Annotated in this window: 32 protein-coding genes; 18 read left to right on the forward strand and 14 right to left on the reverse strand. The window is 53.8% G+C overall.

Translation table 11 applies throughout. The features are described 5' to 3' along the window. Positions 1-106 precede the first annotated feature (106 nt). Positions 107-1291, forward strand: a complete 1185-nt coding sequence (locus ABIE29_RS09785) for a benzoate/H(+) symporter BenE family transporter (protein WP_429618335.1) — start codon at positions 107-109, stop codon at positions 1289-1291. A 6-nt stretch (positions 1292-1297) separates the two neighbouring features. Here the strand turns inward: ABIE29_RS09785 and ABIE29_RS09790 are convergent, their stop codons facing one another. Beyond that, a complete protein-coding gene (locus ABIE29_RS09790) occupies positions 1298-2152 on the reverse strand; it encodes an aminoglycoside phosphotransferase family protein (RefSeq protein WP_429618604.1) in 855 nt (284 codons plus the stop codon). Positions 2153-2275: 123 nt separating this feature from the next. On the opposite strand from ABIE29_RS09790, the gene ABIE29_RS09795 reads away from it, so the two are divergent. Further along, the gene (locus ABIE29_RS09795; protein ID WP_429618606.1) at positions 2276-2653 is read left to right on the forward strand and encodes a RidA family protein; all 378 of its coding nucleotides are present in this window, start codon (positions 2276-2278) and stop codon (positions 2651-2653) included. A 12-nt stretch (positions 2654-2665) separates the two neighbouring features. Here ABIE29_RS09795 and ABIE29_RS09800 read toward each other — a convergent pair whose 3' ends face one another. Next, positions 2666-3046: a nuclear transport factor 2 family protein gene (locus ABIE29_RS09800; protein ID WP_429618336.1), complete on the reverse strand. Its 381-nt coding sequence runs from the start codon at positions 3044-3046 to the stop codon at positions 2666-2668. 35 nt (positions 3047-3081) lie between these two features. Next, on the reverse strand, positions 3082-3393 hold the full coding sequence (locus ABIE29_RS09805) for a hypothetical protein (RefSeq protein ID WP_071683635.1): 312 nt from the start codon (positions 3391-3393) through the stop codon (positions 3082-3084). 187 nt (positions 3394-3580) lie between these two features. On the opposite strand from ABIE29_RS09805, the gene ABIE29_RS09810 reads away from it, so the two are divergent. The 4 genes from ABIE29_RS09810 (at position 3581) to gstA (ending at position 6161) form a co-directional block, all read left to right on the forward strand. Next, positions 3581-3850, forward strand: coding sequence for a hypothetical protein (locus tag ABIE29_RS09810; protein WP_429618341.1), 270 nt, complete (start codon positions 3581-3583; stop codon positions 3848-3850). Positions 3851-3958: 108 nt separating this feature from the next. Beyond that, the gene (locus ABIE29_RS09815) at positions 3959-4222 is read left to right on the forward strand and encodes a DUF3811 domain-containing protein (protein WP_429618343.1); all 264 of its coding nucleotides are present in this window, start codon (positions 3959-3961) and stop codon (positions 4220-4222) included. Positions 4223-4579: 357 nt separating this feature from the next. Next, positions 4580-5461, forward strand: coding sequence for a 4-hydroxy-tetrahydrodipicolinate synthase (dapA, locus tag ABIE29_RS09820; RefSeq protein ID WP_429618344.1), 882 nt, complete (start codon positions 4580-4582; stop codon positions 5459-5461). Between the two features lie 97 nt (positions 5462-5558). Then, positions 5559-6161, forward strand: coding sequence for a glutathione transferase GstA (gene gstA, locus ABIE29_RS09825; protein WP_429618346.1), 603 nt, complete (start codon positions 5559-5561; stop codon positions 6159-6161). Positions 6162-6216: 55 nt separating this feature from the next. Here the strand turns inward: gstA and tyrS are convergent, their stop codons facing one another. The 4 genes from tyrS to anmK all read right to left on the reverse strand — a co-directional run bounded on the left by tyrS (position 6217) and on the right by anmK (position 9849). Then, on the reverse strand, positions 6217-7491 hold the full coding sequence (tyrS, locus tag ABIE29_RS09830) for a tyrosine--tRNA ligase (RefSeq protein WP_429618347.1): 1275 nt from the start codon (positions 7489-7491) through the stop codon (positions 6217-6219). 141 nt (positions 7492-7632) lie between these two features. Beyond that, the gene (gene pdxH, locus ABIE29_RS09835) at positions 7633-8286 is read right to left on the reverse strand and encodes a pyridoxamine 5'-phosphate oxidase (protein ID WP_429618349.1); all 654 of its coding nucleotides are present in this window, start codon (positions 8284-8286) and stop codon (positions 7633-7635) included. Between the two features lie 94 nt (positions 8287-8380). Further along, positions 8381-8683, reverse strand: a complete 303-nt coding sequence (locus tag ABIE29_RS09840) for an MliC family protein (RefSeq protein WP_429618351.1) — start codon at positions 8681-8683, stop codon at positions 8381-8383. Between the two features lie 44 nt (positions 8684-8727). Next, a complete protein-coding gene (gene anmK, locus ABIE29_RS09845) occupies positions 8728-9849 on the reverse strand; it encodes an anhydro-N-acetylmuramic acid kinase (RefSeq protein ID WP_429618352.1) in 1122 nt (373 codons plus the stop codon). Between the two features lie 371 nt (positions 9850-10220). Between anmK and ABIE29_RS09850 the strand changes: the two genes are divergently transcribed. Then, on the forward strand, positions 10221-10685 hold the full coding sequence (locus ABIE29_RS09850; protein WP_429618353.1) for a glycine zipper 2TM domain-containing protein: 465 nt from the start codon (positions 10221-10223) through the stop codon (positions 10683-10685). Positions 10686-10774: 89 nt separating this feature from the next. On the opposite strand, the gene slyA is transcribed toward ABIE29_RS09850, so the two are convergent. Next, entirely contained in the window at positions 10775-11209 is a 435-nt protein-coding gene (gene slyA, locus ABIE29_RS09855; protein WP_429618354.1) for a transcriptional regulator SlyA, read from the reverse strand. 179 nt (positions 11210-11388) lie between these two features. On the opposite strand from slyA, the gene ABIE29_RS09860 reads away from it, so the two are divergent. From ABIE29_RS09860 to ABIE29_RS09870, 3 genes are read left to right on the forward strand one after another with little or no spacing between them, the layout of a single operon-like run. After that, positions 11389-11625 carry a DUF1656 domain-containing protein gene (locus tag ABIE29_RS09860; protein ID WP_429618356.1) on the forward strand — a complete coding sequence of 79 codons (237 nt, stop codon included), beginning with the start codon at positions 11389-11391 and terminating at the stop codon, positions 11623-11625. 3 nt (positions 11626-11628) lie between these two features. Then, on the forward strand, positions 11629-12492 hold the full coding sequence (locus tag ABIE29_RS09865; protein ID WP_429618358.1) for an efflux RND transporter periplasmic adaptor subunit: 864 nt from the start codon (positions 11629-11631) through the stop codon (positions 12490-12492). A 3-nt stretch (positions 12493-12495) separates the two neighbouring features. Next, on the forward strand, positions 12496-14523 hold the full coding sequence (locus ABIE29_RS09870; protein ID WP_429618359.1) for an FUSC family protein: 2028 nt from the start codon (positions 12496-12498) through the stop codon (positions 14521-14523). A 14-nt stretch (positions 14524-14537) separates the two neighbouring features. Here the strand turns inward: ABIE29_RS09870 and sodC are convergent, their stop codons facing one another. From sodC to ABIE29_RS09890, 4 genes are all read right to left on the reverse strand, one after another. Beyond that, complete coding sequence (gene sodC / locus ABIE29_RS09875) at positions 14538-15062, reverse strand: superoxide dismutase [Cu-Zn] SodC (protein WP_429618360.1); 525 nt, start codon at positions 15060-15062, stop codon at positions 14538-14540. 231 nt (positions 15063-15293) lie between these two features. After that, positions 15294-16190, reverse strand: a complete 897-nt coding sequence (locus tag ABIE29_RS09880; protein ID WP_429618361.1) for an aldo/keto reductase — start codon at positions 16188-16190, stop codon at positions 15294-15296. Between the two features lie 109 nt (positions 16191-16299). Continuing rightward, a complete protein-coding gene (locus ABIE29_RS09885; RefSeq protein ID WP_021804547.1) occupies positions 16300-16539 on the reverse strand; it encodes a DUF1289 domain-containing protein in 240 nt (79 codons plus the stop codon). 21 nt (positions 16540-16560) lie between these two features. Further along, positions 16561-17490 carry a LysR substrate-binding domain-containing protein gene (locus tag ABIE29_RS09890; protein WP_429618363.1) on the reverse strand — a complete coding sequence of 310 codons (930 nt, stop codon included), beginning with the start codon at positions 17488-17490 and terminating at the stop codon, positions 16561-16563. A 138-nt stretch (positions 17491-17628) separates the two neighbouring features. On the opposite strand from ABIE29_RS09890, the gene ABIE29_RS09895 reads away from it, so the two are divergent. The 6 genes from ABIE29_RS09895 (at position 17629) to rnt (ending at position 23459) form a co-directional block, all read left to right on the forward strand. After that, entirely contained in the window at positions 17629-18270 is a 642-nt protein-coding gene (locus ABIE29_RS09895; protein ID WP_429618364.1) for an NAD(P)-dependent oxidoreductase, read from the forward strand. Positions 18271-18404: 134 nt separating this feature from the next. After that, the gene (gene eptA / locus ABIE29_RS09900) at positions 18405-20036 is read left to right on the forward strand and encodes a phosphoethanolamine transferase EptA (protein ID WP_429618366.1); all 1632 of its coding nucleotides are present in this window, start codon (positions 18405-18407) and stop codon (positions 20034-20036) included. A 162-nt stretch (positions 20037-20198) separates the two neighbouring features. Further along, on the forward strand, positions 20199-20804 hold the full coding sequence (locus tag ABIE29_RS09905; protein ID WP_021804550.1) for a TetR/AcrR family transcriptional regulator: 606 nt from the start codon (positions 20199-20201) through the stop codon (positions 20802-20804). An 81-nt stretch (positions 20805-20885) separates the two neighbouring features. Next, entirely contained in the window at positions 20886-21983 is a 1098-nt protein-coding gene (locus ABIE29_RS09910) for an alkene reductase (RefSeq protein WP_021178092.1), read from the forward strand. Positions 21984-22301: 318 nt separating this feature from the next. Beyond that, positions 22302-22709 carry a lactoylglutathione lyase gene (gene gloA / locus ABIE29_RS09915; RefSeq protein ID WP_429618368.1) on the forward strand — a complete coding sequence of 136 codons (408 nt, stop codon included), beginning with the start codon at positions 22302-22304 and terminating at the stop codon, positions 22707-22709. A 69-nt stretch (positions 22710-22778) separates the two neighbouring features. After that, the gene (gene rnt / locus ABIE29_RS09920) at positions 22779-23459 is read left to right on the forward strand and encodes a ribonuclease T (RefSeq protein WP_025119713.1); all 681 of its coding nucleotides are present in this window, start codon (positions 22779-22781) and stop codon (positions 23457-23459) included. Positions 23460-23540: 81 nt separating this feature from the next. Here rnt and ABIE29_RS09925 read toward each other — a convergent pair whose 3' ends face one another. Next, positions 23541-23888, reverse strand: a complete 348-nt coding sequence (locus ABIE29_RS09925; protein ID WP_172413932.1) for a Grx4 family monothiol glutaredoxin — start codon at positions 23886-23888, stop codon at positions 23541-23543. A 410-nt stretch (positions 23889-24298) separates the two neighbouring features. Here ABIE29_RS09925 and ABIE29_RS09930 point away from each other — a divergent pair, with 410 nt between their 5' ends. Continuing rightward, complete coding sequence (locus tag ABIE29_RS09930) at positions 24299-25114, forward strand: C40 family peptidase (RefSeq protein WP_429618370.1); 816 nt, start codon at positions 24299-24301, stop codon at positions 25112-25114. 227 nt (positions 25115-25341) lie between these two features. Beyond that, positions 25342-25920, forward strand: coding sequence for a superoxide dismutase [Fe] (sodB, locus tag ABIE29_RS09935; RefSeq protein WP_429618372.1), 579 nt, complete (start codon positions 25342-25344; stop codon positions 25918-25920). A 59-nt stretch (positions 25921-25979) separates the two neighbouring features. Here the strand turns inward: sodB and ABIE29_RS09940 are convergent, their stop codons facing one another. Further along, positions 25980-26069 (reverse strand): YnhF family membrane protein, encoded by a 90-nt coding sequence (locus tag ABIE29_RS09940; protein WP_429618373.1) that lies wholly within the window; start codon positions 26067-26069, stop codon positions 25980-25982. Between the last annotated feature and the right edge of the window lie 3 nt (positions 26070-26072).

Below are 26072 nucleotides of genomic sequence, written 5' to 3' on the forward strand. Positions count from 1 at the left end.
ATTCTCCTGAAAAACCTGCGGTGATTATAGCCCCTTGTGCGCTATAGCGCACGATGCTATGCTCCGTCAATTCGACCGTTATAACGCACACTACTCGGGAGCGATTATGCGCCCTGCACTCTCATTACGTGATATCTCCTTTTCTGCCGTTGTCGCAGGTTTTGTAGCGGTGTTGGTGGGCTACACCAGTTCTGCAGCGATTATCTTTCAGGCCGCCGCCGCCGCAGGGGCCAGCCCGACACAAATTGGCGGCTGGCTGAGCATGCTGGGCTTAGGCATGGGTATCACCTCACTGGGGCTATCGCTCTATTACCGTACGCCAATCCTCACCGCCTGGTCGACGCCCGGCGCCGCGTTGCTGGTCACCAGTCTGCCTGGAACCCCGCTCAATGAGGCCATCGGGGTATTTATTTTTGCCAGCGGGCTGATCCTGCTGTGCGGTATCACCGGCCTGTTTGCCAGGTTGATGAACCATATCCCACAGGCCATATCGGCAGCGATGCTGGCCGGGATAATGCTGCGCTTCGGGTTGGACGCCTTTGCCTCCTTGCAGATCAATTTTACACTCAGCGCCAGTATGTGCCTGGTGTATCTGTTCACCCGCCGCTATCTGCCGCGTTATGGGATCGTTCTGACGTTGCTTGCGGGGCTAATCATCGCAGCGTTACAGGGTAACATTCACTTCACCCAACAAACGCTGTCCTTCGCCAAGCCGGAGTTTATCGCTCCGCACTTCACGCTGTCGACGTTGCTGGGCATAGGTATCCCTTTCTTTGTCGTGACGATGGCCTCGCAAAACGCGCCTGGCATCGCGACTCTCAAGGCTGGCGGGTATGACGTCCCCACTTCACCATTAATCAGTTGGACCGCCCTGACGGCTCTGGTGTTGGCACCCTTTGGCGGCTTCACAATGTGTATTGCGGCCATCACCGCTGCCATCTGTATGGGGCCGGACGTTCATCCCGATCCCAAACGCCGCTACATGGCCGCCGTGGTCGCCGGTGGCTTTTATCTGTTAGCTGGAGTGTTCGGCGGTACCATCGGCATGCTGTTCAGCGCGCTGCCGGTAACCTTGATCCACACCATCGCCGGGTTGGCATTATTAGGCACCATAGCCGGTAGTCTGCAGCGCGCGATCCAGGATGATAAACAGCGGGACGCCGCAGTGATCACCTTTCTGATCACCGCTTCCGGACTGACGTTGTTAAACGTGGGGGCTGCGTTCTGGGGGCTGATTGGCGGCGTGCTGGCTTACGCTATTTTCTCATTACCACGGCGCAAAATGCCTTGAATTCCGCTATTGGTTCTCAACGATTGGCAGGATAAATCCGCTATCACCCTGCGGCAACGTGATACCCAAGGCACACGCTGCCAGCTCTGCTACGCGGAAATCGATATCCGCTTGCTCGCCATCCTCCAAAAACCAGGCCGCGGAAAGCCCCGCCCATGCCAGGATCCACTGCAACAGACGGCAACGTTCCAATCCAGCCAGCGAGCAAACCTGTTCAACGCGACGATGGAAGATATCGGGATCGGTGGCGACACCGTAATTGGGGTTGCAGAAGATATTGGCGTAATCAAATCCGCGCTCGCCGTACAAGCGCTTGGGATCGATCACTAGCCAACCGCGTTCGGCAAAATCCAGCACGTTGTCATGGTGGATATCCCCATGTAACACCCCTTGATCCCGTGGGCTGGTCAGCAGTTCTGCCGCAGCGGTGGCACTCAGACGCAGCATGCCTCCGTGAGCTTGCGCTGCGGGCCATAAAGCATTAAACCACTGATGCAAGGGGATCAGATCGGGATAAGGTTCATCTCGTGGCGCATGCAATCGGGCAATGACCTGGCACAGAATAGCGGTTGCCCGTTGGTCTTCACCATTGCGTACCAGCTGCGCCAATGACAAAGGCCCCATCGCCCTTTCCAGCAAAATGCCGTCATCATGCCAAGCCAGAACCCGCGCAGCACCTTCCCCACGCCACCAGCACATCAGCAGGCCGCCAAATTTTTCTTCCTGTTCGCGGGCAATTTTCAGCATTGCGGGCATCATTTGATAGCGTACCGGCATCAACAGGCTACTGTGGGTTTCAAACGCGGCCCCGTCTGGCTCAAGTTGCCAGCGTTGCAGATAAGGAATAAATGCCTGGTTGATCACCCTTATGCACCCTTATTGCGTGAACGACTGTCTGGGATGATAGTATTACCCGGCAGCATCCTGCAAAACTTTCGGCTGCACGCGCTGATGAGTGCGTGCTCTTGGTCATCTCGTGGGGTCATCATGTCATTAAAACGCACCAACTATGCAAAATTACCTAAGCCGGGTGGGCCCTATGTACACGCAGTACGCCACGGCGATACGCTGTATGTCTCTGGCCTGACCGCCTTTGCCACCGAAGCCCAGGGCCAATCGGTAGAAGATCAGGCTCGCGCCATACTGGAACAGCTGGCGGCCGTGGCCGCCAACGAAGGTAGCAATCTTAAATCACTGATCAAGATCACCGTTTTTCTGACCGAGATGGCCGACCTGGCCGCCATCCGTGACGTCCTGTTCGACTATCTGGATGGTGCGCTCCCTGCCAGTTCTCTGGTTGCCGTCAGCGCCCTGTTTTCGCCAGATCTCAACGTCGAGATCGAAGCCATTTTGGCACTGTAAATCATAGGGGCGCTATAACGCGCCCTCATCCAGTTCACAAGGCCCAATCTTAAACCAGGCCTTGGCGATCTTACCCTGCTCAATCTCATAGATGGCAATGACGTCCATCTTCCCGCGCCCCTGTGGAAAATTACGCGTGACCACTTCCTGGTCGATCACCAGATTCTCCACCACCATACGTTTGATACGCTCGCCGTATAGGCTTGGCTCTTGGAAGCGGGCAATATGACGCTCACGAATTTCACCTTTGCCTCGGGCAAGCAGCGTATGCGGATGCTGGTAATACAGCGCATCGTCCGCCCAGCAGGCCATAAAGGCGTCGATATCACGGGCATTGTAGGCATCAAGCTGCTGTTGCACGATCTCTTCTGGGCGTACTGTTTTGCTGTTCATCGTAGTCCCCTGCATAAATAACGTTGAATCCAAGGTTAAAGCTCGACGATTTCATCTACCTGATGGTGAAACACGTAAGGATCGGAGATCAGCGCGAAGGCTTCATCATCCGGATAAGTTACCGCTACCTGATAGGCTTCACCGGCGAAACACTTGATGGCCTCCAGCGAGGTCCAATAGGTTGCCAGAAAGAAATGCGCATAGTCTCCCTGCACCTCTTGCCTGACAAAAGCCCCACGGTTGCCCGCAATCTCTTTAGCATGCTTGACGCCTGTGACATGCAAATGATCGGCAAATCCTTGCCGATGTTGTAACGGCACACAGCCGTGCCAGGTTCTGACAATCATCGCCACTCGCTGAATATAAAACCGGAAATAATGAATAAATAACCTATCATGTTTTTGGCCGATTTCAATCCGTCAACGCATGATTTTTAAACCGATGTAGAAAGTGACATAACAGCCCTTTTCCGCTATGACGCTGTCGGGAATAATCTGCTAATTTAGCAACTGGACTGATTGATGATGAGTGACTATGCAGCAAAAGCCGGTTTTGCATGAAGCCAGACAGTTGAAACGCCTTAATGCCGCAACGCGGCGGCAGTCGCACATGTATAAGTGGATTGCCCTGGTGGCGGCGCTGGATGCATTGTTGGTGTTTTATTATGACCGGGATATGCGTAATGTTTCATTTTCAACCCTGGTGGCCCTGGTTTGCGGCTATCTATGGATCCGCGATCGCAATAAAGCGCGCGGCTATCGGCGCGAGTACGACAACAAATACGGCAACTCTCGCAATGAGTAATCCCTCCTCACTTCCGGCCTATTGATAAGGATCGATTTGTGCATTCTCCAACTGTCTCCCCAGAAATGCTGTACACTGAAAGTCAACTTCACAACACAGGTTGCCAAAATGAAGAGACTAACGCTGAAAGAGATGACAGAAAGCGAACAACGTGAAGTAAAGACCGATCTGGACAGAGCAAGCAAAAACCTCGAGCGCCAGTTGACCAACTCAGAACATAATAAAATCAAAGACGAAGCCATCGATCGCATTATGGCCGCACGTGAAAAGATTGCCAAAGCGACCCGCGCAGCACGCAAAGCCAACCGGGCACAGCCGACAGGTGCCACCTTCAGTTGGACTGCCTCCATCAGCACGCGCCCACATCGTTGATCACAGACCCCGCTTTAGCGGGGTCTCTGTTTGATAAGCCAAACTCATCTGCACCCAACTATTATTAATATCCCTATTATCATCTGGTTATCCATTGACAGCGGACCGTGACCTGTCCACTATCGGGTGACATTCACAGGTTATGAGATCGCCATGTCCCCTTTCATCCAACAGGCCACACCGCAGCAAACCGCGTTGACCGTGGGTGAAGCTTTGGCGCTTACTTCGAAGAAACAGCCGCTCATTTGACCGGGGCGCGCTGTCCCGTCAGATGAGCTGACTGGATGGTGTGCAATGCGATACTCCTCTCTGGTTTTCTCATCTGACTCCTAGTCGGTCACGCAGCAGGAGTTTTACATGGCTTCATTTTCCGGTATTTGGGTAGCTCTGGTTACCCCATTCAATCATGACGACGTTGATTTCCCGGCCGTGAAAAGGCTGGCGCAGCACTTGATCGCCAAAGGCGTCGCTGGCGTGGTGGTCTGCGGTTCTACCGGCGAAGCCGCGGCCCTGAGCAAAGAAGAACAGTTGGCGGTGCTGGATGCCGTTCTCGAGGTAGTGCCGGCCCGCCAGGTGGTCATGGGGCTTTCAGGTAATAACATGGCTAGCACCTTGCAGATGCAGCAGGCCATCAACCAGCGCGATATCGCCGGTGTGCTGATCCCTGCCCCATACTATATTCGCCCTTCGCAGGCGGGCCTGGTGGAGTATTTTACCCGCCTTGCCGATGCCTCTCCCGTGCCGGTAATTTTGTATAATGTGCCTTATCGCACCGGAGCAACCTTTGAGCTGGAAACGCTGCGGCAACTCGCCCGCCACCCGCAAATCAAAGCGATCAAGGATTGTGGCGGCAGCCCCGAGGCCACCATGGCGCTGATCCACGACGGCGAGATCGACGTGCTGACCGGCGAAGACCCTCTGATCCTGACCACTCTGTGCCTGGGTGGCAGTGGCGCGATTTCCGCAGCGGCACACCTGCACCCGGAACGCTTTGTGGCTCTGGTGGAACAAGTCGCGCAAGGCAATCTGGCCGCCGCACGCAGCAATTTCTATACCCTGCTGCCGATGATCCAACAAATGTTCAGCTATCCGAACCCAGGCCCGGTTAAAGCGGCGCTTTATCAGCAGGGGTTGATAAGAAACGAGCTTCGTTCCCCAATGCAAACGGCGCCACAGGCGTTGCAGCAGCAAATCGCCGATTTACTGGCGCAGTTGCAACCACTCCCCCTGGCGGAGTAATAAAATATTGTGCGTAAAACCGCTGTAATTTTTCCGGCCTAGGACTAGGATGAGAGGTTGAACCTGCCTGTCCTTCATCACCATCAAGGAGTTTTCGATGAAATTGTTCTATAAAGCTGGCGCCTGTTCCCTGTCCCCTCACATCGTGTTACGTGAGGCCGGGTTGGATTTCACCGCAGAGAAAGTCGATTTAGCACACAAGAAAACCGAAAGTGGTGCCGACTATCTGGCGATCAACCCGAAGGGACAAGTCCCGGCGTTGGTACTTGACGATGGCAGCCTGCTGACCGAAGGCGTGGCGATTGTGCAATACCTGGCAGATCGCGTACCGGATCGTAACCTGATCCCGGCCGCTGGCACGCTTTCTCGTTATCATGCGATCGAATGGCTGAACTACGTGGCCACCGAGTTGCACAAGGGCTTCAGCCCGCTGTTTAACCCGAAGACGCCGGACGAATACAAAACGATCGCCCGCGATAAGCTGGCCAGCCAGTTCAGCTATCTGGATTCGGTGCTGGAAAAGCAGCAGTACCTGTTGGGTCAGCGTTTCAGCGTGGCGGATGCATATTTGTTCACCGTATTGCGTTGGGCGAAGGCACTACAGTTTGATCTCACGAAGCACGCGCACCTGACGGCTTATTTCGATCGCGTAGCGGCTCGCCCAGCGGTGGCAGCTACGTTGAGTGCCGAAGGGCTATAAAGCCTGAATAAAAGAAAGGGGCCACATTGGGCCCCTTGTCAGCATTAAAAACAGATTATTTCCAGTCAACCAGGCAGTAATGCTTTTTGCCGCGACGCAGTAGCGTATAACGGCCAAACAGGCGATCGCTGTCGCTGAACAGATATTCAGGGTTGGATTGCTTCTCACCGTTGATGGTCACTGCGTTGGAACCGATCATGGTGCGAGCCTGACCGCGAGAAGGAACCAGCTCGGCATTAACCAGCGCCTGTTGCAGATCCGCATCATTTTCCAGCTTGATGGTTGGCATGCCATCCTGAGCCAACTGCGCAAAGTCCGCCTCGGTCATTTCGTGCAGTGAACCGGAGAACAGGCTCTGGGTGATACGTTTCGCCGCGGCCAATCCCTCAGCGCCATGCACCATACCGGTGACTTCTTCTGCCAGCACATACTGGGCGCGCGGTGCTTTGCCGCTGTTCTTGTCTTCTTCTTCCAGCGCATTAATCTCTTCAATGCTCAGGAAAGTGAAGAACTTCAGGAAACGATAAACGTCCGCATCCGCGGTGTTGATCCAGAACTGGTAGAATTTGTACGGGCTGGTTTTTTCCGGAGCCAGCCATACCGCGCCGCCTTCGGTCTTGCCAAACTTGGTACCGTCTGCCTTGGTGATCAACGGCACCGTCAGGCCGAACACCTGTTTCTGGTGCATGCGGCGCGTCAAATCGATACCCGAGGTGATATTGCCCCACTGGTCAGAACCCCCGATCTGCAACTCCACCTGATGGCGGTTGTACAACTCGGCGAAGTCAAACCCTTGCAACAGGTTGTAGGAAAACTCGGTGAAGGAGATGCCGGAATCATCACGGTTCAGGCGCTGCTTGACCGCTTCCTTGTTGATCATCTGGTTAACCGAGAAATGTTTACCGATGTCACGCAGGAAGGTCAGCACGTTCATGCCACCAAACCAGTCGTAGTTGTTGGCCGCAATGGCACTGTTGCTGCCACAGTCGAAATCGAGGAACGGAGAAACCTGCTTGCGGATTTTCTCGACCCATTCGTTGACCGTTTCCGTGGTGTTGAGTTTGCGTTCGGCGGCTTTAAAGCTTGGGTCGCCGATCATACCGGTCGCGCCACCTACCAACGCTACCGGCGTATGGCCGGCCAGTTGGAAACGCTTCAGGCACAGCAGAGGCACCAGATGGCCCAAATGCAAGCTGTCAGCGGTCGGATCGAAGCCGCAATACAGTGCAATTGGCCCTTGCGCCAGTCGCTCTGCTAACGCTTCCTCGTCCGTCACTTGAGCCACCAGGCCCCGCTCTTGCAGTTGTTGAATCAGGTTGATGCTAGCCATCAATTTCTCCATGTATAAACGAATGCACCTTTGCCGGTACACGGCCTTCGCCCATTGGCGAAAATCACAAAATTCGGGGTAGCGCATAGAATAAAGCGCCAGCGGCATCAGTGCCAGCGCTTAAGGGGGATTTTCCGTCTATCAGGGTGCCAGTCGGTCAATTTTCCAGTCATTTTCCTCGCGTTGATACAGGAAACGGTCGTGCAAGCGGTGCGCGCCCCCTTGCCAGAACTCAACGGAATCAAATCTGACGCGGAAACCGCCCCAGAAACTGGGCAAGGGCACCTCGCCTTGCTGGAACTTTTGCTTCAGTTCAAGAAACTTGCTTTCGAGGATACCACGGGCAGAAATGCGCGTTGACTGTTGCGACACCCAAGCACCGATCTGGCTGTCTTTGGGGCGGCTGTTGAAATACTTCATCACTTCCAGCGTCGATAGCCGCTCGGCCTTGCCGAGGAAGATCACCTGGCGATCCAGCATATGCCACGGGAACAGCAGGCTGATATGCGGGTTTTGCGCCAGCTGTTGCGCCTTGCGGCTGCCCAGATTGGTATAAAACACCAGGCCCTGGTCATCGAAGTGCTTTAGCAGCACGATGCGTTGGAAAGGCTGCCCCTGCTCATCCACAGTAGCAACGCACATGGCGGTAGGATCGGCCAGACGCGCCTCACAAGCCTGTTTGAGCCAGCGCTCGAACAACTCCAGGGGGTTGGCGGTCAGATCGTTACGGCGCAGCCCGCCACGGGTATATTCACGGCGCAGATCCGCCACATCAAACTCATTATTATCAGTCATCTGGATTAGCAACCAAGCGGTAAATTCGTTGTCATATTCTGCGCCTGTAGCAGCAGGATCTCAATCATTCTGCTGCTACAGTGACAAGGTCGGTTTATTGAGTCTGCACGCAATCGCTCATGATGACTTTATCATTGCGCTCGACAAAGGCATTTTGCCCTTTCGACCAGAAGGTGTATTTACCGTCGCTGTATTTGGCACCGGACGCCGCCAGCACCTGTTTCAGCTTCAACTGTTCGCCGTCCATCAGCAAGCTGACCGTGCTCTCTTCACCATTGAGCTCTACAGTGAGTGGCGTCGTTCCGCATTGATAATGCAGCGTTTCGCTCTTTTGCGGGATCACGTAGCTACACCCCGCCAACACCAGAACTCCGGCTACCATCGCAATTTTTTTCATCAGGTGCTCCTTAAGATATTAACCCTTTCTTTATCCTAACAGAGCTAGCGGTGGCCCAACGGCAAAACCGGATAAATCCCACCCAGCAGAGTTTCACAACTGGCACCGGTAACCGAAGGCAGATTACCCGGCTGACCGGACAGGGTGCGAAATGCCAGCCAGGCAAAGGCCAACGCCTCCATATCATCCCCACTGACGCCAAAGCGATCGGTGGTTGCCACCTCGGTACCCGGCAGTAAAGCGGACATTCGCGCCATCAGCAGTGGATTACGAGCACCGCCACCACAAACCAGCAGCCGCTCACAGCCCCCAGCCAGCATAACCTGCTCGCTAATGGTGGTGGCGGTCAACTCCACCAGCGTACTCATCACATCCACCGGGGTTAACCCCGGCAACGTCGCCAGCTGCTTTTCCAGCCAGCTGATATTGAAATATTCTCGACCGGTGCTTTTCGGGGCCGGTAAGGCGAAATAAGGATCGGCCAACATCTGCTGCAATAGCGGTAAGCAGACGCGCCCTTCCATCGCCCAAAGGCCGTCTTTATCAAAAGGTTGCGTGCGGTGTCGCCATACCCACGCATCCAGCAGCATATTCCCCGGGCCGGTATCAAAACCGCGCACCGGTGCACCAGGTAGTAACAGTGACAGGTTGGCGATGCCGCCGATGTTCAGCACCATACGGCGCTCGGTCGGGTGAGCCAACAAAGCCTGATGAAACGCGGGAACCAAAGGCGCCCCTTGGCCACCATAGGCCATATCACGGCGGCGAAAATCCCCCACGGTGGTGATATTGGTCAAGGCAGCCACCCGGTTATTGTCCCCAAGCTGCATCGAAAAGCGCGTTTCGCCCTCCGGCTCATGCCACACCGTTTGACCATGACAGCCAATGGCGGTGATTTCATGAGCCGGAATACCGGTCTGCTTTAACAGCCCCAGCACCGCTTCACCGAACAGCGTGCCCAACTGGGCATCCAACCGTCCTACAGCAGAAAGCGTGGTCTGCTGCCCTTGGCACATCCCCAGAATATCTTTTTTCAGTTGGATCGGCATTGGGTGGCTATAGCTTGCCTGTTGCGCCACCATACGTTCATCGATCGCGGCAAGCACCACGTCGATCCCATCCAGACTGGTGCCAGACATAACACCAATATAGCGGCCTGACTTCATCAGCACTATCCTTTACCCTTTCCAGGTTGCAACCGTTTTCACCCTCTAAATAGACCAGAATTGTGCAATTAACGCCATGAATTATGATGTCTTTTTTACAGCCTGTGAGCGAAGTTGTTTATTTTATGTCGAAAACTGGTTACATAACCAACAATTCGGAGGGGGAAAATAAAAGCGTCGGTTATTTGTTTTCAGTTCTGTCATAAAGCTAAACCACCGTTTATTATTGGTTGAACAGAGAAAGGCTAAGCTGTATACAGAAGCAGTTCATGGATGATATCAAACCGATTCAGCCATTTTTGCTGTAATATTTATAGAACTTGGTTTGGGCCTATCTCCCAGATCTGAATTACCAACTGCAGGAGCTTTATATGATCAAGCGTCTTCTCGTTGTCGCTCTCGCCTCAGTCACACTGGCGGGCTGTGCAAACCAAACCGCGTCCGGGGATGTCTATTCCGCCTCTCAGGCTAAACAGGTACAAACCGTGACCTTTGGAACCTTGGTGTCCGTACGCCCGGTACAAATTCAGGGCGGTGAAGGCTCAAACATGCTTGGCACTATCGGCGGCGCAGTCCTGGGTGGGTTCCTGGGGAACACCATCGGTGGTGGCACCGGCCGTAGCCTGGCAACCGCAGCGGGCGCCGTAGCCGGTGGTGTGGTAGGCGACAGCGTCGGTAGCGCAGCTAGCCGTAGCAGCGCCTGGGAGCTGGAAATCAAAACCGATAATAAAGAAAATATCGTGGTGGTACAGAAAGCCGGGGCAACTAAATTCAGCCCAGGGCAGCGCGTTCGTATGGCGCAAAATGGCAGTACCGTTACCGTTTCTCCACTGTAACTTCGTTGCCTGAATGCAAAACCGGAGGCCCCTGGGCCTCCGGTTTCTGTCTGTTGCTGTGACTTAGCTGAATAAAAAAGGCGCTGGATTTATTGTTTTTCTTGCAGTTCGATGATGTTCTGTTCCAGCTTACTAATCAGACCGACTAAAAGTCTTACTTCTTCTGCCGAGATACCGCCAAGAATTTCACCTCTGGTCGAGGTGATCACACTATCCACTTCACGAATAATCGGCTCCGCCGCCTCGGTCAATTTGATGCGCTTGGCACGTCGATCGTTGGCGCAGGTGTGACGGGTGATCAACCCTTTTTCTTCCAGTTGATCCAAGGTACGGACCAATGAAGGCTGCTCAATACCGATCGCTTTTGCCAATTGGATTTGCGACTGCTCAGGCGGTAACCGATTTATATTGTGCAACGTCACCCAATGCGTTTGTGTGAGCTCCAACGGCTTCAGCCGATGATCGATCAGCGCACGCCAAACACGAACTAATCGTGCTAAATCTGAACCTAACGTTGATTCCACTTCCCCCTCCTTATAGTTAGCATGCTAACATTAATCCCAAAAGTGTAGCCCATTTTGGTTAATTAACATTAAAAACACAAATGTATATAATCCAAATCGTAAAAATAGACACATTTTTATCAGTAATTGGTTATCCTCTATGCAAACATCCTTCATATTCACTCATCGGGATTGCTAACGTGAATACGACTTGGCTCTATACTGCGTCACCACTGCCCGATCTGGTGCTGGGTGCATCGCTTTATTTCCCTCCTCTATTTAAAGCTTTCTTACTCGGATTAGTCTTCTGGTTGCTGGTGCATCATTTGCTACGCGACTGGATGTACTCCGGTGATATCTGGCACCCTATGCTGATGGATCTGTCCATTTTCGTCATTACCGTCAGCGGTTCCCTATGGCTCCTAGCGAGTTGGTAGCTCATGAAGCATAAGACATTAAAGTATTTCTCGACGGTTATTGTTTGCGCCATCGCGCTTTGTGCCGGCTGGTGGTTATGGAATTACTACATGCAATCCCCCTGGACACGCGACGGTAAGGTGCGGGCAGAGCTCGTCAACATTACCCCGGAAGTCTCTGGCAGATTGGAGAAGATACGGGTTCGTGATAACCAGTTCGTCACTGCGGGAAGCCTGATTTTCAGCATTGACCCAGTACCTTACCAAATTGCGTTAGACAATGCCGAGGCAGCGCAGGCCAAAGCGCAGGCAGATATGGTCAAGGCCAATCATGAAGCAGCCCGTCGCCGCAGCCTGCCCCGTAACGTCATCTCCTCTGAAGATCTGGATGAGTCAAACCTGGCCGCCGCCTCCATGAAAGCCTCGTATAAGGCGGCGCAGGCCAATCTGGAACAGGCCAAATGGAACCTCAGCAAAACGCGGATCTATGCCCCTACCGACGGTTACATCACCAACTTACAGGCTCGCGTCGGCAACTATGCCACAGCAGGAACGCCGTTGGTGGCGCTGGTCGACACCCATTCGTTCTATGTGCTCGGTTATTTCGAAGAGACCAAGCTCAGGCATATCAGAGAGGGCCGCAAGGCGGATATCGTGTTGTATAACGGTAATATTCGGCTGCAAGGGGTGGTCGAAAGCATTGGCCGGGCCATCTACGACCAAAGCGCCGACAGCAGCAGTGATTTGCTGATGGATGTGAAACCCAACGTGCCTTGGGTGCGCCTGGCACAACGGGTGCCGGTACGTATCAGGCTGATCAATGTTCCGGCCGATCTGCCCCTGGTAGCAGGTACCACCTGCACCATTTCAATTCATCAGCAGGACTAATGTGTGAACCTGCCCTTTCTTGAATGGAAGCGCTCGCCCTGGGGTAAAGCCACCGCAGGGCAGTGGCGCTATGCGTTACGCAATACCCTGGCAATGTGCCTGGCATTGTGGGTCGCCTTCGTTTTACAGCTGGATGAACCCTACTGGGCACTGACCTCTGCCGCCGTCGTCAGCTTTCCGACGGTCGGCGGCGTGATCAGCAAGAGCATTGGTCGCATTTTTGGCAGCCTGCTTGGTGCCATGGCTTCGCTGCTGATTGCCGGTTGCCTGAACGATCCCTGGTTATTCACCCTGTCAATTGCCAGTTGGTTGGGGTTGTGCACCTACATTTCCAACCACTACCAGAACAATGTCTCCTACGCCTTTGCCCTGGCGGGCTATACCGCCGCGATTATCGTGTTTGGTACGGTTAACATTACCGACACCCAGCAAATTTTTGATATCACTCAGGCGCGCGTCTGTGAGGTGATCACCGGCATCCTGTGCGGCGGATTGATGATGATGATTTTGCCAAGCACCTCGGATGGCGAAACTCTGCTGGTATCGCTACGCCGTATGCACTTACGCCTGCTGGAACATGCTGCCATGCTGTGGCAACCGGAAATCAGCCCGCGGATGCGCACCTCCCACGAGGGCGTTATCGGCCAGATCCTGACCATGAACCTGCTGCGCATTCAGGCCTTCTGGAGCCATTACCGACTGCGTCGGCAAAACAATATCCTCAACTACATGCTGCACCAGCAATTGCGCATCACCAGCGTCATCTCCAGCCTGCGCCGCATGTTGTTAAACTGGCCAGAGCGCCCGGAAAATCTGGCGACGGTGTTGGAGCAGTTGTTGAATGAATTACGCGATCCGACCACAGATAAATACCGGCTGGCTCATATTCTGGTCGCCATCGCCCCTCAGGATCCGGCCGATTATCGCCATCGGGCCTTTTTCCTGCGCCTGCGCCACTTTTGCTGGCTCTATCTGCGCTGTACCCGTTGGCTACAACGGCTGGAAAACGCTACCCAGGTCAGTGATATCGAACCACCACGGGTAACCTCACTAGCGCGCCATACCGACAGCGTTGAGGCCGCCTACAACGGGCTACGTACCTTCTTGTGCATCCTGATCGGCTGCGCTTATTGGATCACTACCCAGTGGGACTCCGGCAGTTCCGCGCTGACGCTGATCGCTATCAGTTGCGTGCTCTATTCCTCTACGCCTTCGCCGATCAAATCCATCACCACCTTACTGAAGGCCATCTCCCTGCTGTTTGCCTTCTGCTTCGTGATGAAGTTTGGCCTGATGATCCAGATCGACGACTTCTGGGTATTCTGCGCCTTCCTGTTCCCGACCTTGGTCACGATGCAGATGATGAAACTGCAAAATCCGCCCTATGCCCCACTGTGGGGTCAGTTGATCGTGTTTATGGGATCGTTTCTCGCCGTGACCAACCCGCCGAGCTACGATTATCAGGGGTATATCAATGACAGCCTCGCCAAGATTGCCGGCGTGCTGTTGGCCGGATTGGCTTTCCAAATCCTGCGCCCCAGTTCGGACAAACGTAAAAGCCGACGGATTATCCGCGCGTTACGCCGTGATTTTATCGATCAGTTGAGTAAGAAACCGCAGCAAAGCGAAAGCCAGTTTGAGTCGCGTATCTATCACCGCATCAGTCAACTGAATCAAAGCCTGGATCAAGAGGCTCGCACCTGGCTATTGCGTTGGGGAGTCGTGCTGCTGAACTGCAGCCACGTGGTCTGGCAACTGCGTGATTGGCAAACCCGTTCAGATCCGCTGGCCGCAGTGCGCGACGTCTGTATTCATTGTTTGAAGGGAGTCATGACTGAGAAAGGGGTGCAACATGCGTCGTTAGACGCCACCTTGCAGGAGTTGCAGCGTATGAGTAACGCGCTTGCCCAGCATCCAGAACAGGCAGCACGCGATTTGGCAGGCTTGATTTGGCGGCTGTACTGCTCACTGCAGCAGTTACAGCAGGCGCTCATTCCACCGGAAGCGGTAACAGCGCCCACGCCAGGCTGACGCGGGCGGCTGATTTACTTGATTACGCCACAGGCGAAGCGATCGCCACCACCCCCCAGAGGTTTGGGGTGATCGGAGTGGTTATCCCCCCCGGCGTGTACCATCAGCGCCTTGCCTTCGATTTCGCTGATTTTTTTCAAGCGCGGAGCCAGTACCTGGGTGTCAGCCATGCCATCCGCCGTGACATAGATTGCTGGCAAATCGCCTAAATGCCCGTTGGCATCATAAGGCCCGAGATGCTTGCCGCTTTTCTCCGGATCAAAGTGGCCGCCCGCAGCCAGTGCGGCTACCGCCTTGTCGTCTTTCATACCCGGCTCGCAGCTGCCTTTCTCATGAACGTGAAAACCGTGTACGCCGGCAGGTAAGGCTTTCAGCAGTGGGGTGAACAACAGACCGTAAGGCGTTTCGCTAATTGTGATTTTACCAATGTCCTGACCTATTCCCTGGCCGGTCACCAGATTCATTTCGACATCAACCGTTGCCGCCTGGGCAACGCCACAGGCCATCAAACCCAATGCCGCACACCAATAACGTTTCATCACTCAATCTCCATGCGATAGTTATCGTTCCTAGGAAGTATAGAGCCTGTATCTGATTAATCAATTCAGTTAACCCCTATGAATTATCACGTTTTTATGATCAGCAAGAAGTGTGAGGCTGCGCCCATTAATGGCTGATGGCTAAAAAACATCACCACAATGGAAGCCTGACTGGCGTTGTTACCACGGATATCCCCCACTCCAAATGAGTGAGGGTTGTGCAGCAAAGACTTAAGGTACGTCGTAACCCAGTGCCGCTTTACGAATGCGGAACCACTGCTGGCGGCTCAGCGTCAGCTGTTGTGCCTTAAGGGCCGAGCGTACGCGTTCGATTTTGCCGGAGCCGATAATTGGCAACGGCGCCGATGGCAAGCGCATCACCCAGGCATACACCACCTGCTCAATGGTTTCGGCACCCATCTCTTGCGCCACCGTTTGCAGTTCATCACGTAACGGCTGGAACTCAGCATCGCTGAACAACCGCCCGCCGCCCAGGCAAGACCAGGCCATCGGTTTGATACGCAGTTGCTGGCATTGATCCAAGGTACCATCAAGGATCGCTGGCTGATAGATCGGGGATATCTCGACCTGGTTGGTCACCAGCGAGAACGGCAGGCGCGACTGCAATAAGGAAAACTGTGCTGGCGTAAAGTTCGAAACGCCGAAATGGCGCACCTTGCCGCTTTTATGCAGCGCCACAAAGGCTTCTGCTACCTCATCGGCCTCCATCAACGGATCGGGACGATGGATCAATAATAAATCCAGGTAGTCCGTGTGCAGGTGTGATAAAGATTGCTCTGCACTGTGCACAATATGCTCGCGATCGGTGATGTAATGCCCGATCGGGTTACCCGGTTTGGCGGTGGTAGCGATGCCGCACTTCGACACCAGTTCCATCCCCTGGCGCACCGAGGGCTGTAACTTGATAGCTTCGCCAAAGGCTTGCTCACAGGCATAACCACCATAAATATCTGCGTGATCCGCCGTGGTCACCCCCAGCTCTACATGTTGCTTGATAAACGTCAGCAACTGCTGCGGTGACATACCCCACTCCATCAAACGCCAGTAGCCGCAAATCATGCGGGAAAATTCAGGCCCCTGTGGCGCCAGCTTAATACGATTCAGCATTGTTAAACCTCATGACAGTAGTTAACGCCAGCATACACAAGCGCCCAAGGTGTAGGAAACGCAAAAGCTGCCTCAACGTGCGGTAGATCGGGAAAATTAAAAATAAAACTTAAAACAGCGAGGGCTGCTCTGGCGGGATTTCTTCCGGCTGCTTGCCGGTACGCAGTGAGCGCAGGTAACGCTGGCGGCATAGGCGCAGGACGTCCTTTTTCTGGACATCGTTCATTTGCATCCAGCCAAAGCGCTCCTCGCGGCTGCGCAGGCAACCGCGACAATAGCCGCGCTCATCAGCCTGGCAAATGCCACGGCACGGGCTGGGGATGTCAAAGAACTCGAGTTGCTGCGCCACACGTCCTCCTGCGTTGTCATGTTAATTGAAGACGTCATCGGTGCCATTGGCAAGTGGCTTTTCCCCATGACGGCGAAAATATTCCCGCAAATAGTGCAGCGCCTGGCGCGTCTTCTCCGGCAGAACCCGTTCCAGAGTCAACGCATGCAGCCGATATGGCGCTGGCCGCCACTGCGGTAACAGGGCGATCAATTCCCCCCGGCGCAGTTCGTCACCAATCTCATACAGTGGTTGGCCGGAAATCCCCAGACCATTGCGGGTAAAGGCCCGGATCACGTTCATGCTACCGCTGACAACCTGCCCCGCCGCCAGGCGTAGTTTGAATGTTTCTCCCGTATGGTGATGCAAATCGAGATGCAGCCCGTGGCCGCTGCCGGTGATCCAGCGGTGTTGCACCAGCTCCTGGGGCGTTTCTGGCACGCCATGCTGGCTGAGATAACGCGGCGCGGCGCAGAGCACCATGGGCCAGGCAGTCAGCGGGTGAGCGATCAGGTTAGTGTCTGCCAGTTGCAGATTTACGCGCAGCGAAATATCCACCCGCTGCTCGATCATATCCACCACCTGGTCGTCTGCCAGAATGCGCAGCGTCAGCTTTGGGTGTGCCAACAGCAAGGGAGCCAGGGCCTCCGCCAAGGGGCCGCTACCGATCCCGACGGTGGTGGCAATACGTAGTTCGCCCACCAGCGTATCCCGCAGTTCCGCCAGCCGCTGCTCCGCGCGCTGTGCTTCCTGCAACATGGCTTCGCAGCCGGGGTAAAAGGCTTCCCCCGCATCGGTCAGTGCCAAGCGGCGAGTCGAGCGGTGCAATAACGGCACGCCCAACGATTTTTCTAACGACCGCATATGCTGGCTGACCGCAGAGGGCGTCATCTCTAGCCGACGGGCCGCCGCAACAAAGGAGCCCTCGGCCACCACGGTGGCGAATACCGCCATTCGATTCAGTTTATCCATGATTATGAAGTTTTACTTAATCAAGAAAGCATGAATATGGCACTAATCAACCACATTGTTAAGACTTATAGTATTTCTACTGCGCCGCTACTGAGTGGTACGGCAACCTGCTAAACAATATTTCACAGGAGAGACCTCATGAAAATCGTCATTATTGGAGCAACCGGTTTTGTTGGCCGCCGCGTAGTGGATGAAGCATTGGCCCGTGGCCTGCAAGTGACCGCCATCGCCCGTCAGAAAAAAGATCTGCCGGATAATGCCAATCTCACTGTCGCCCTGGGTGACGTGGCCGACGGCCCGTGGTTGACACAACAGTTGGCTGGCCATGACGTCGTAATCAGCGCCTATAACCCAGGTTGGGCGGAAGCGGATCTGTATGAGAAAACCGCTAAAGGTGCCCAACAAATCCTGGCGGCGGTAAAACAATCCGCGGTTAAGCGCCTGCTGTACGTTGGCGGTGCCGGTAGCCTGGAAGTGGCTCCAGGCGTTGAGCTGGTTGATACCCCGCAGTTCCCGGAAAATATTCGTCCAGGGGCCCAGGCGGTACGGGATTTACGTAATGCGTTGAAAAAAGAAACCCAGTTGGATTGGACCTACCTTTCTCCTGCTGCCTTGCTGGAACCCGGCAAGCGTACCGGTCAGTTCCGTTTGGGCACGACGCAATTGCTGATGAAGGGTGACGCACCGGCCAATATTTCGGTGGAAGACCTCGCCGTTGCCATTATCGATGAGGTTGAAAAACCGCAGTTCATCAAGGCGCAGTTCACCGCCGCCTATTAATAGGTCGCCAGGTTTCTGTGGGTAGCGAGTATCAAGCGGCTGCATCGTTGCAGCCGCTGTTAGGTCTAAGGTTATCTTAAGTTTCATCTGGTAAATTTTGGCGCATTACATCATGGCAGGATCCAGATTTGGCAATGCGCTTACGTCAATCATTACAATGCAACGGCCTGGGTTTTATCCTGGCTTGCGCCTTATTCTTCACGGTTTTCCAGAACCTGCTATTTATCCACCAGGCCTGGTCATATATCACCTTTGATAACGTACATAACGTCATTTTTGCGGCGACTATGCCGGTGGTTATTTTCTGTGCCCTGAATATTATCTTCAGCGTATTAACCATTCCGTTCCTGCGTAAACCTCTGGTTATTCTGTTACTGCTCGGCAGCGCGGCGGCCAACTATTTCATGTTCAGCTATGGCGTGGTGATTGACGGCAATATGATGCAGAACGCTTTCGAGACCAATACGCAGGAAGCAACGGCGTTGCTTACCCCTCGTATGGGGTTATGGCTGCTGTTGCTGGGCATTTTGCCTGCCGTTTTCGTGTGCTTTGTACGCATCAATAAAACCCGCCCTTGGTGGTACATGATTGGCCTGCGCGCGGCCAATGTGATGCTTTCCGTGGTAGTGATCCTGTTGGTTGCAGCGTTATTCTACAAAGATTACGCCTCGCTGATCCGTAACAATAAAAGCGTGGTGAAAATGCTCACCCCAAGCAATTTTGTGGCTGGCACCATCAACTATGTTCAACACCGTTATTTCCACCAAAATCTGCCGCTGGTCAAGATTGGTGAAGATGCCCATTTAGGCCCGGTGATTAGCAGCCAGGCCAAGAAGACCCTGGTGATACTGGTGGTCGGCGAAACCGCACGAGCAGAGAATTTTTCGCTAGGTGGTTACTCGCGCGAAACCAATCCCCGCTTGAAGCAGGACCATGTAGTTTATTTCAAAAATGCCAGTTCCTGCGGTACCGAAACGGCTATCTCCATGCCCTGTATGTTCTCCAACATGCCACGCAGCGATTACAACGCCACCTTGGCCGCTCACCAGGAAGGCATGCTGGACGTGATGGCACATGCCGGACTGAACCTGCTGTGGCGCGAAAATGATGGCGGTTGTAAGGGGGCCTGCGATCGTATCCCACATATCGACATGACCAAGTTGAAGCTTTCACAGTATTGCGACGGCGATGTCTGTATGGATAACGTGCTGCTGCATAAACTGGACGATTATATCAACGGCCTGAAAGGAGATGCTGTGATCGTGCTGCATCAGATGGGAAGCCATGGCCCGGCCTACTATCGCCGCACTACGCCCGAATTACGTCAGTTCTCACCGACCTGTGACAGCAACCAGATCCAGGACTGCACCCACGAGCAATTGGTGAATACCTACGACAATTCGCTGCTGTACACCGATGCCATGCTGGATAGCACCATCAAGCTGCTACAGCTTTACAGCGGTAAATTCAATACGGCGATGGTCTATCTTTCCGATCACGGTGAATCGCTCGGGGAGAACGGCATGTACCTGCACGGTACGCCTTATATGTTCGCACCGTCACAGCAGACCCACGTGCCTTTCCTGATGTGGATGTCTGCCGATTATCAACACAATTTCGGCATCAACCGCCAATGCCTGCAATCCCTGGCAGATACCGGTAAGATTTCACAGGATAATCTGTTCCACACCTTGTTAGGCATGCTAAACGTGCAGACACGGCAATATCAGCCCGACCTGGATATTCTGCAACGTTGCCGCAACTAGACGGGTGCAGCATGTGCGCCCCTAGGGTTATGATAGCGTATACAGCTCCGCTACAGAGTGTAAGTTGGCTGAAATACTTACCGTCTGAACCGGAATTTTTTTGCTGGTTTTTCTATCGGCGACTTGACCTAGACCAGTCAGTCTATTATTCTCATTTTCATTATGACAAAACAGACGAATTGCAACGGGGATACCCGAGAACATCTGCTCGCTACCGGCGAAACGCTCAGCCTGCGCCTTGGTTTTACCGGCATGGGCCTCAGTGAGTTGCTCGCTACCGCTGGCGTGCCCAAAGGGTCGTTCTATCACTATTTTCGCTCAAAGGAAGCTTTTGGCGAAGCGATGTTGCAACGCTATTTTGCCCATTACGACGCTCAAATGCAGGCGCTGTTTGCCGACTCTCGTAGCGATGCGCGTAATCAGTTATTAAGTTATTACGCCCAGGCCATCAGCTTCCACTGTCGTAGTGAGTGCCATAACGCTTGCCTGGCGGTGAAACTCTCCGCAGAGGTCAGCGATCTTTCTGAACCTATGCGCCATGCGTTGGAAGCGGGTACCAGCCGCGTGATTGGTCATCTACAAGACGCGATCGAACGCGGCATCCGTGAAGGTTCACTGGCTATCACCATGAGCCCGGCGGCCACGGCAGAAACGCTGTATTCGTTGTGGTTGGGCGCATCGTTGCGGGCTAAAATCCGCCACTCGGTCGCTCCACTGACCTGTGCGCTGGAAAGTATCGAACTGCTGTTGCGTCCAGCGCAGCCATAAAACCCCTTTTTTTACCCAAAAGCAGGTTAGCGATATTGTTTATCATCACTAGTCGACTGGTCTAATACTATAGGATGCACTATGAAGATTGAAAAATTGTTCTCTCCGCTCAAAGTTGGCCACACCACCCTGCCCAACCGCGTGTTCATGGCCCCGCTGACTCGTCTGCGCAGCATCGAGCCAGGTGACATCCCTACACCGTTGATGGCGGAGTATTATGCTCAGCGTGCCAGCGCTGGCCTGCTGATCACCGAAGCCACCCAGATTTCTTTCCAGGCGAAAGGTTATGCCGGAGCTCCCGGTCTGCATACCCCAGAACAAATCGCCGCGTGGAAAAAAATCACCCAGGCGGTACATGACAAACAGGGCCATATCGCCGTGCAGCTGTGGCACGTAGGCCGCATCTCCCACTCCAGCTTGCAGCCAGGCCAGCAGGCTCCGGTCGCGCCTTCAGCGATCAATGCCGAAACCCGCACCACGGTGCGTGATGAAACCGGTGCATGGGTCCGTGTGCCAACCTCTACCCCGCGCGCGTTGGAAACCAACGAAATCCCGGGGATCGTCAACGATTTCCGTCAGGCGGCGGCCAACTCGCGTGAAGCCGGTTTTGACTATATTGAACTGCACGCCGCGCACGGTTACCTGCTGCACCAGTTTATGTCTCCGGCGTCCAACCAACGTACCGACCAATACGGTGGCAGCATTGAAAACCGTACCCGTCTGACGCTGGAAGTGGTCGATGCCAGCATTGCCGAAATCGGTGCCGATCGCGTTGGCATCCGTATCTCACCGTTGGGCCCGTTCAATGGCCTGGACAACGGCGAAGATCAGGAAGAAGCGGCGCTGTATCTAATCGAAGAGCTGAATAAACGCGGTATCGCCTACCTGCACATCTCCGAGCCGGATTGGGCCGGTGGCAAACCTTACTCAACCGCGTTCCGCGATGCAGTAAGAGCACACTTCCAAGGGGTGATTATTGGCGCGGGTGCCTATACGGCGGAGAAAGCGGAAGAGCTGATCGCCCAAGGCTTTATCGATGCCGTCGCCTTTGGCCGCAGCTATATTGCCAACCCAGATCTGGTGGAACGCTTTAAACAGCAGGCTCCACTTAACGAGCAGCGTGCCGATTTCTTCTACGGCGGCGGTGCCGAGGGTTATACCGATTACCCAACGCTGTAAGTGAATTAAATTGACTTTGCACTCAGCTAATTAGGTGCGCTAAATACCGCGACACCTCAGGCTGAGGTGGGTGGGAGCCATACAGGTTAGCCGACCGTTGAGCGCATGGACGCGCGATATGAGCCATCCATGGATGGGTCCACGCCGTGTCGGCGCTCTGTCTGGCTCCCGCCTGCCGCACTATTATCCGCAGCCATTTTTATTTGTGACAACGTCACCTGCCACATGCGTTGAATTGCCTTATGCGACAAGGCTATACTGTCTGACGCTGTTCAAGTCACCTGCCGTCAGCCGCGGCATATCCAATCAGAGGAAACTATGCGCTTACTCCATACCATGCTCCGTGTCGGCGATCTGCAACGCTCCATCGACTTCTATACCAAGGTATTAGGCATGCGCTTACTGCGTACCAGCGAAAACACCGAGTACAAATACTCGCTGGCCTTCGTGGGTTATAGCGATGAAAGCGAAGGCTCGGTCATCGAGCTGACCTATAACTGGGGTGTCGACAGCTACGACATGGGCTCCGCCTTTGGTCATCTGGCGCTGGGCGTTGATGATGTCGCAACCACCTGCGACAACATCCGTCAGGCCGGTGGCAAAGTCACCCGCGAAGCCGGTCCAGTCAAGGGCGGTACCACCGTGATTGCCTTCGTCGAAGATCCTGACGGTTACAAGATCGAGCTGATCGAGAACAAGCACGCAGGTCACGGCCTCGGTAACTGAGGTTTCTCCAGGGCGCGCCCTGCGCCCTGCTTTCTATCTCCGCTGCACCAAGACAAGAAATTTGTCATAATGCGCGCTGAATTCGCTAAAGATAAGAAACTGATGGCCGAAAAAAGTGATCTTAACGCCCTGAGTGGCCGTTTCCGTGGATTTTATCCCGTTGTTATTGATGTGGAAACCGCCGGGTTTCATGCTCAGACCGATGCGCTGCTAGAGATTGCCGCCGTCACGCTGAAAATGGATGAGAATGGCTGGTTACAGCAGGATGAAACGCTGCATTTTCATGTAGAACCGTTTGAAGGGGCGAACCTGCAACCGGAAGCGTTGGCTTTCAACGGTATCGACCCACATAACCCACTACGTGGCGCAGTAAGTGAATATGATGCGCTGCATGCGATTTTCAAGGCCGTACGTAAAGGCATCAAGGATCAGGGTTGTAACCGGGCGATCATCGTGGCGCATAATGCCAACTTTGATCACAGTTTCCTGATGGCCGCCGCCGAACGCGCCAGCCTGAAGCGCAACCCGTTCCATCCGTTCGCCACCTTTGATACCGCTGCGCTTAGCGGGCTGGTATTGGGGCAGACGGTGCTGGCCAAAGCCTGTATTGCCGCCGGTATGCCGTTTGACAGCAGCCAGGCACACTCGGCGCTGTATGATACCCAGCAAACCGCCCAGTTGTTCTGTGAATTGGTCAACCGCTGGAAACGTCTCGGTGGCTGGCCGATTGCCAACGCTGAATCGCAATAACGGGCTGACAAACAGACGTAAAAAAATCGGGCGGCACTGTTGAAGGTGCCGCCCGACTTTATCTGGTCAACCTCTGCGCCATTAAGGCTGCTGGTCTTCCTGATCTTTATATTTCTCGGCCGTTTCTTTGATCAACGGCTGCAGTTCACCACGCTGGTACATCTCGATGATGATATCGCAGCCGCCAACCAGTTCACCATCCACCCACAGCTGCGGGAAGGTTGGCCAGTTGGCATACTTTGGCAGCTCGGCACGGATATCCGGGTTTTGCAGAATATCAACGTAGGCAAAACGTTCGCCACAGGCTGAAAGTGCCTGCACGGCCTGAGCAGAGAAACCGCAGCTTGGCAATTTCGGTGAGCCTTTCATATACAGCAGGATCGGGTTGGCAGAAATTTGCTGCTGAATTTTTTCAATCGTCGTCATTATTGCTTCCTCAAGCCACATCATGGCTACAACATGCATCACACTGGCTATTGTAGCGGCAGGACCGGTGCCAAGAAAACGCCATCTTTTGCAGGGACATTCTCTGATTGCCTCAGCAAAAACGGCGGTCACACCGAACCGGTTAAAACATGGCCCCAGAATAACATTTTTAATCGGGACGTTTCACTATTATATTTGCGCAGCCCAATGCCGGCGAGCAATAAGCCAACCACATGATCTCTGTCGCTTTTTTAGGCGACAGGTGTTTGATTTTGCGACAATAAAAATGCCATTAACGTTTTCTCACAATATGGATTAGTATTTATGAGATCCACGCTGTTTTATAGGGTGAATTTCGGGAATACTGTGACTCATTCGATTTCTGTTTCGGAGCCAAGGTTGGTAACGTCGATATGCGGTTAATTATTACACTTTTTGTGCTGCTATTTACGCAGCTCTTCTTCAATTTGGCGCACGCTGCGCCACAGGCACGTGTTTCTGCCGAGCAGCGCAAGAGTCACGTTAATGAAGCACGGCCAGACGACCGCAAGAAAAAGAAAGCGGAGAAAGCCAATAAAAAAGTGAAGGCAGCCACCCCTCCGAAAACGCTAAAAACCAAACCGGCAACCTTAAAGACGGCCAAAAAAACCACCAGAGTTAAAACCAAAAGCCAGGCAACCAAAACGGCCAAGCTCAAAGTGACTCCGCCTAAAAAAGGCTATAAAAAAGGCTATGGTCGCCATCGTGAAGAAGGCAAAGCTACGGCAAAATTGGCTGGCCGCGACAAGCCGTTGAAACTTTCCGCCGCCCATAAAAAACGTTATCAGCACGCCAAGCAAACCGCCATGGCCAAGCTGATGGGGCAAATGGGTAAACCCTACCGCTGGGGTGGATCTTCACCTGGTACAGGCTTCGACTGCAGCGGGCTGATTTATTACGCGTACAAAGACGTGGTGAAAATCAAAATGCCGCGTACCGCCAACGAAATGTACCACCTGCGTGATGCAGCGCCGATCAAACGTAATGAGCTGGAGAAAGGCGATCTGGTGTTCTTCCGCATCAACAACCGTGGCACCGCCGATCACGTTGGCGTCTATCTTGGTAACGGTAAGTTCATCCAGTCACCGCGCACCGGTGAAGAGATTCGCATCAGTCAGTTGGATAACGACTATTGGCAGAACCATTACATTGGCGCCCGCCGCGTAGTGACCCCGACCACCATTCGTTGACCTAGCACGGCTGAGCCAACTGCTCAGCCGTGCCTTACTCCCCAGAAAATCAAAAACCGCTGCGACTTTAATCAATCAGCCACTTGGCACACTTTGGATGTTCTTTTCGCTCGGAAAGTTGTTAAGATTAATGACCATAACAAAAGTGGTGCAATTGCGTTTTTTCGCCCTCGGCCACCCAGGCCCACAGCGTCGGAGAGACGTATTGTCTATAAAAGGAGAAAGCAATGTCGTTTGAATTACCTGCATTACCGTATGAGAAAAACGCTCTCGAACCGCACATTTCCGCGGAAACGCTGGAATACCACTATGGCAAGCACCATAACACCTACGTGGTTAACCTGAACAATCTGGTGAAAGGCAGCGAGTTCGAAGGTAAATCCCTGATCGAGATCGTCAAGACCTCCACCGGTGGAGTGTTCAACAACGCCGCCCAGGTCTGGAACCACACCTTCTATTGGCACTGTTTATCACCGCAAGGTGGTGGCGAGCCAACGGGCGCAGTGGCAGAGGCCATCAACAAGTCATTCGGCTCCTTCGCCGCCTTTAAAGAGCAGTTCACCGATGCCGCCGTGAAAAACTTCGGCGCTGGCTGGACCTGGCTGGTGAAAAAGGCGGACGGCAGTCTGGCGATCGTCAGCACCTCGAATGCGGCAACCCCACTGACGGGCGCAGACGTTCCGTTATTGACCGTTGACGTGTGGGAACATGCTTACTATATCGACTACCGCAATGCGCGGCCAAAGTACCTGGAAAACTTCTGGGCGTTGGTGAACTGGGCGTTCGTGGCAAAAAACCTGGCTTAACGACGGGTGACTAGCTAATAAGGCGCGGCACAAGCTGCGCCTTTGTTTTTTGCTGAGGATCAGTTCAATGCGGCAACAAAACTGAAAGCAATAATCATTGCCAAAGCACCCACGGTAGTGAGTAATGACATCTTCAAATTGGTATCCATATA

The sequence above is a fragment of the Serratia sp. 2723 genome (assembly GCF_050434425.1).
Classification (GTDB): domain Bacteria; phylum Pseudomonadota; class Gammaproteobacteria; order Enterobacterales; family Enterobacteriaceae; genus Chania.

Bases quoted from the DNA above. Each gene is read 5' to 3' on its own strand.
- sodC (WP_429618360.1), bottom strand. From the start codon at position 15,062: ATGAAACGTTATTGGTGTGCGGCATTGGGTTTGATGGCCTGTGGCGTT.
- tyrS (WP_429618347.1), bottom strand. From the start codon at position 7,491: ATGGCTAGCATCAACCTGATTCAACAACTGCAAGAGCGGGGCCTGGTG.
- ABIE29_RS09850 (WP_429618353.1), top strand. From the start codon at position 10,221: ATGATCAAGCGTCTTCTCGTTGTCGCTCTCGCCTCAGTCACACTGGCG.
- anmK (WP_429618352.1), bottom strand. From the start codon at position 9,849: ATGAAGTCAGGCCGCTATATTGGTGTTATGTCTGGCACCAGTCTGGAT.
- ABIE29_RS09940 (WP_429618373.1), bottom strand. From the start codon at position 26,069: ATGGATACCAATTTGAAGATGTCATTACTCACTACCGTGGGTGCTTTG.
- ABIE29_RS09840 (WP_429618351.1), bottom strand. From the start codon at position 8,683: ATGAAAAAAATTGCGATGGTAGCCGGAGTTCTGGTGTTGGCGGGGTGT.
- gloA (WP_429618368.1), top strand. From the start codon at position 22,302: ATGCGCTTACTCCATACCATGCTCCGTGTCGGCGATCTGCAACGCTCC.
- rnt (WP_025119713.1), top strand. From the start codon at position 22,779: ATGCGCGCTGAATTCGCTAAAGATAAGAAACTGATGGCCGAAAAAAGT.
- ABIE29_RS09895 (WP_429618364.1), top strand. From the start codon at position 17,629: ATGAAAATCGTCATTATTGGAGCAACCGGTTTTGTTGGCCGCCGCGTA.
- ABIE29_RS09800 (WP_429618336.1), bottom strand. From the start codon at position 3,046: ATGAACAGCAAAACAGTACGCCCAGAAGAGATCGTGCAACAGCAGCTT.
- ABIE29_RS09865 (WP_429618358.1), top strand. From the start codon at position 11,629: ATGAAGCATAAGACATTAAAGTATTTCTCGACGGTTATTGTTTGCGCC.
- dapA (WP_429618344.1), top strand. From the start codon at position 4,580: ATGGCTTCATTTTCCGGTATTTGGGTAGCTCTGGTTACCCCATTCAAT.
- ABIE29_RS09785 (WP_429618335.1), top strand. From the start codon at position 107: ATGCGCCCTGCACTCTCATTACGTGATATCTCCTTTTCTGCCGTTGTC.
- ABIE29_RS09805 (WP_071683635.1), bottom strand. From the start codon at position 3,393: ATGATTGTCAGAACCTGGCACGGCTGTGTGCCGTTACAACATCGGCAA.
- eptA (WP_429618366.1), top strand. From the start codon at position 18,405: ATGCGCTTACGTCAATCATTACAATGCAACGGCCTGGGTTTTATCCTG.
- gstA (WP_429618346.1), top strand. From the start codon at position 5,559: ATGAAATTGTTCTATAAAGCTGGCGCCTGTTCCCTGTCCCCTCACATC.
- ABIE29_RS09910 (WP_021178092.1), top strand. From the start codon at position 20,886: ATGAAGATTGAAAAATTGTTCTCTCCGCTCAAAGTTGGCCACACCACC.
- ABIE29_RS09810 (WP_429618341.1), top strand. From the start codon at position 3,581: ATGCAGCAAAAGCCGGTTTTGCATGAAGCCAGACAGTTGAAACGCCTT.
- sodB (WP_429618372.1), top strand. From the start codon at position 25,342: ATGTCGTTTGAATTACCTGCATTACCGTATGAGAAAAACGCTCTCGAA.
- ABIE29_RS09815 (WP_429618343.1), top strand. From the start codon at position 3,959: ATGAAGAGACTAACGCTGAAAGAGATGACAGAAAGCGAACAACGTGAA.
- ABIE29_RS09880 (WP_429618361.1), bottom strand. From the start codon at position 16,190: ATGCTGAATCGTATTAAGCTGGCGCCACAGGGGCCTGAATTTTCCCGC.
- ABIE29_RS09930 (WP_429618370.1), top strand. From the start codon at position 24,299: ATGCGGTTAATTATTACACTTTTTGTGCTGCTATTTACGCAGCTCTTC.
- ABIE29_RS09905 (WP_021804550.1), top strand. From the start codon at position 20,199: ATGACAAAACAGACGAATTGCAACGGGGATACCCGAGAACATCTGCTC.
- pdxH (WP_429618349.1), bottom strand. From the start codon at position 8,286: ATGACTGATAATAATGAGTTTGATGTGGCGGATCTGCGCCGTGAATAT.
- ABIE29_RS09890 (WP_429618363.1), bottom strand. From the start codon at position 17,490: ATGGATAAACTGAATCGAATGGCGGTATTCGCCACCGTGGTGGCCGAG.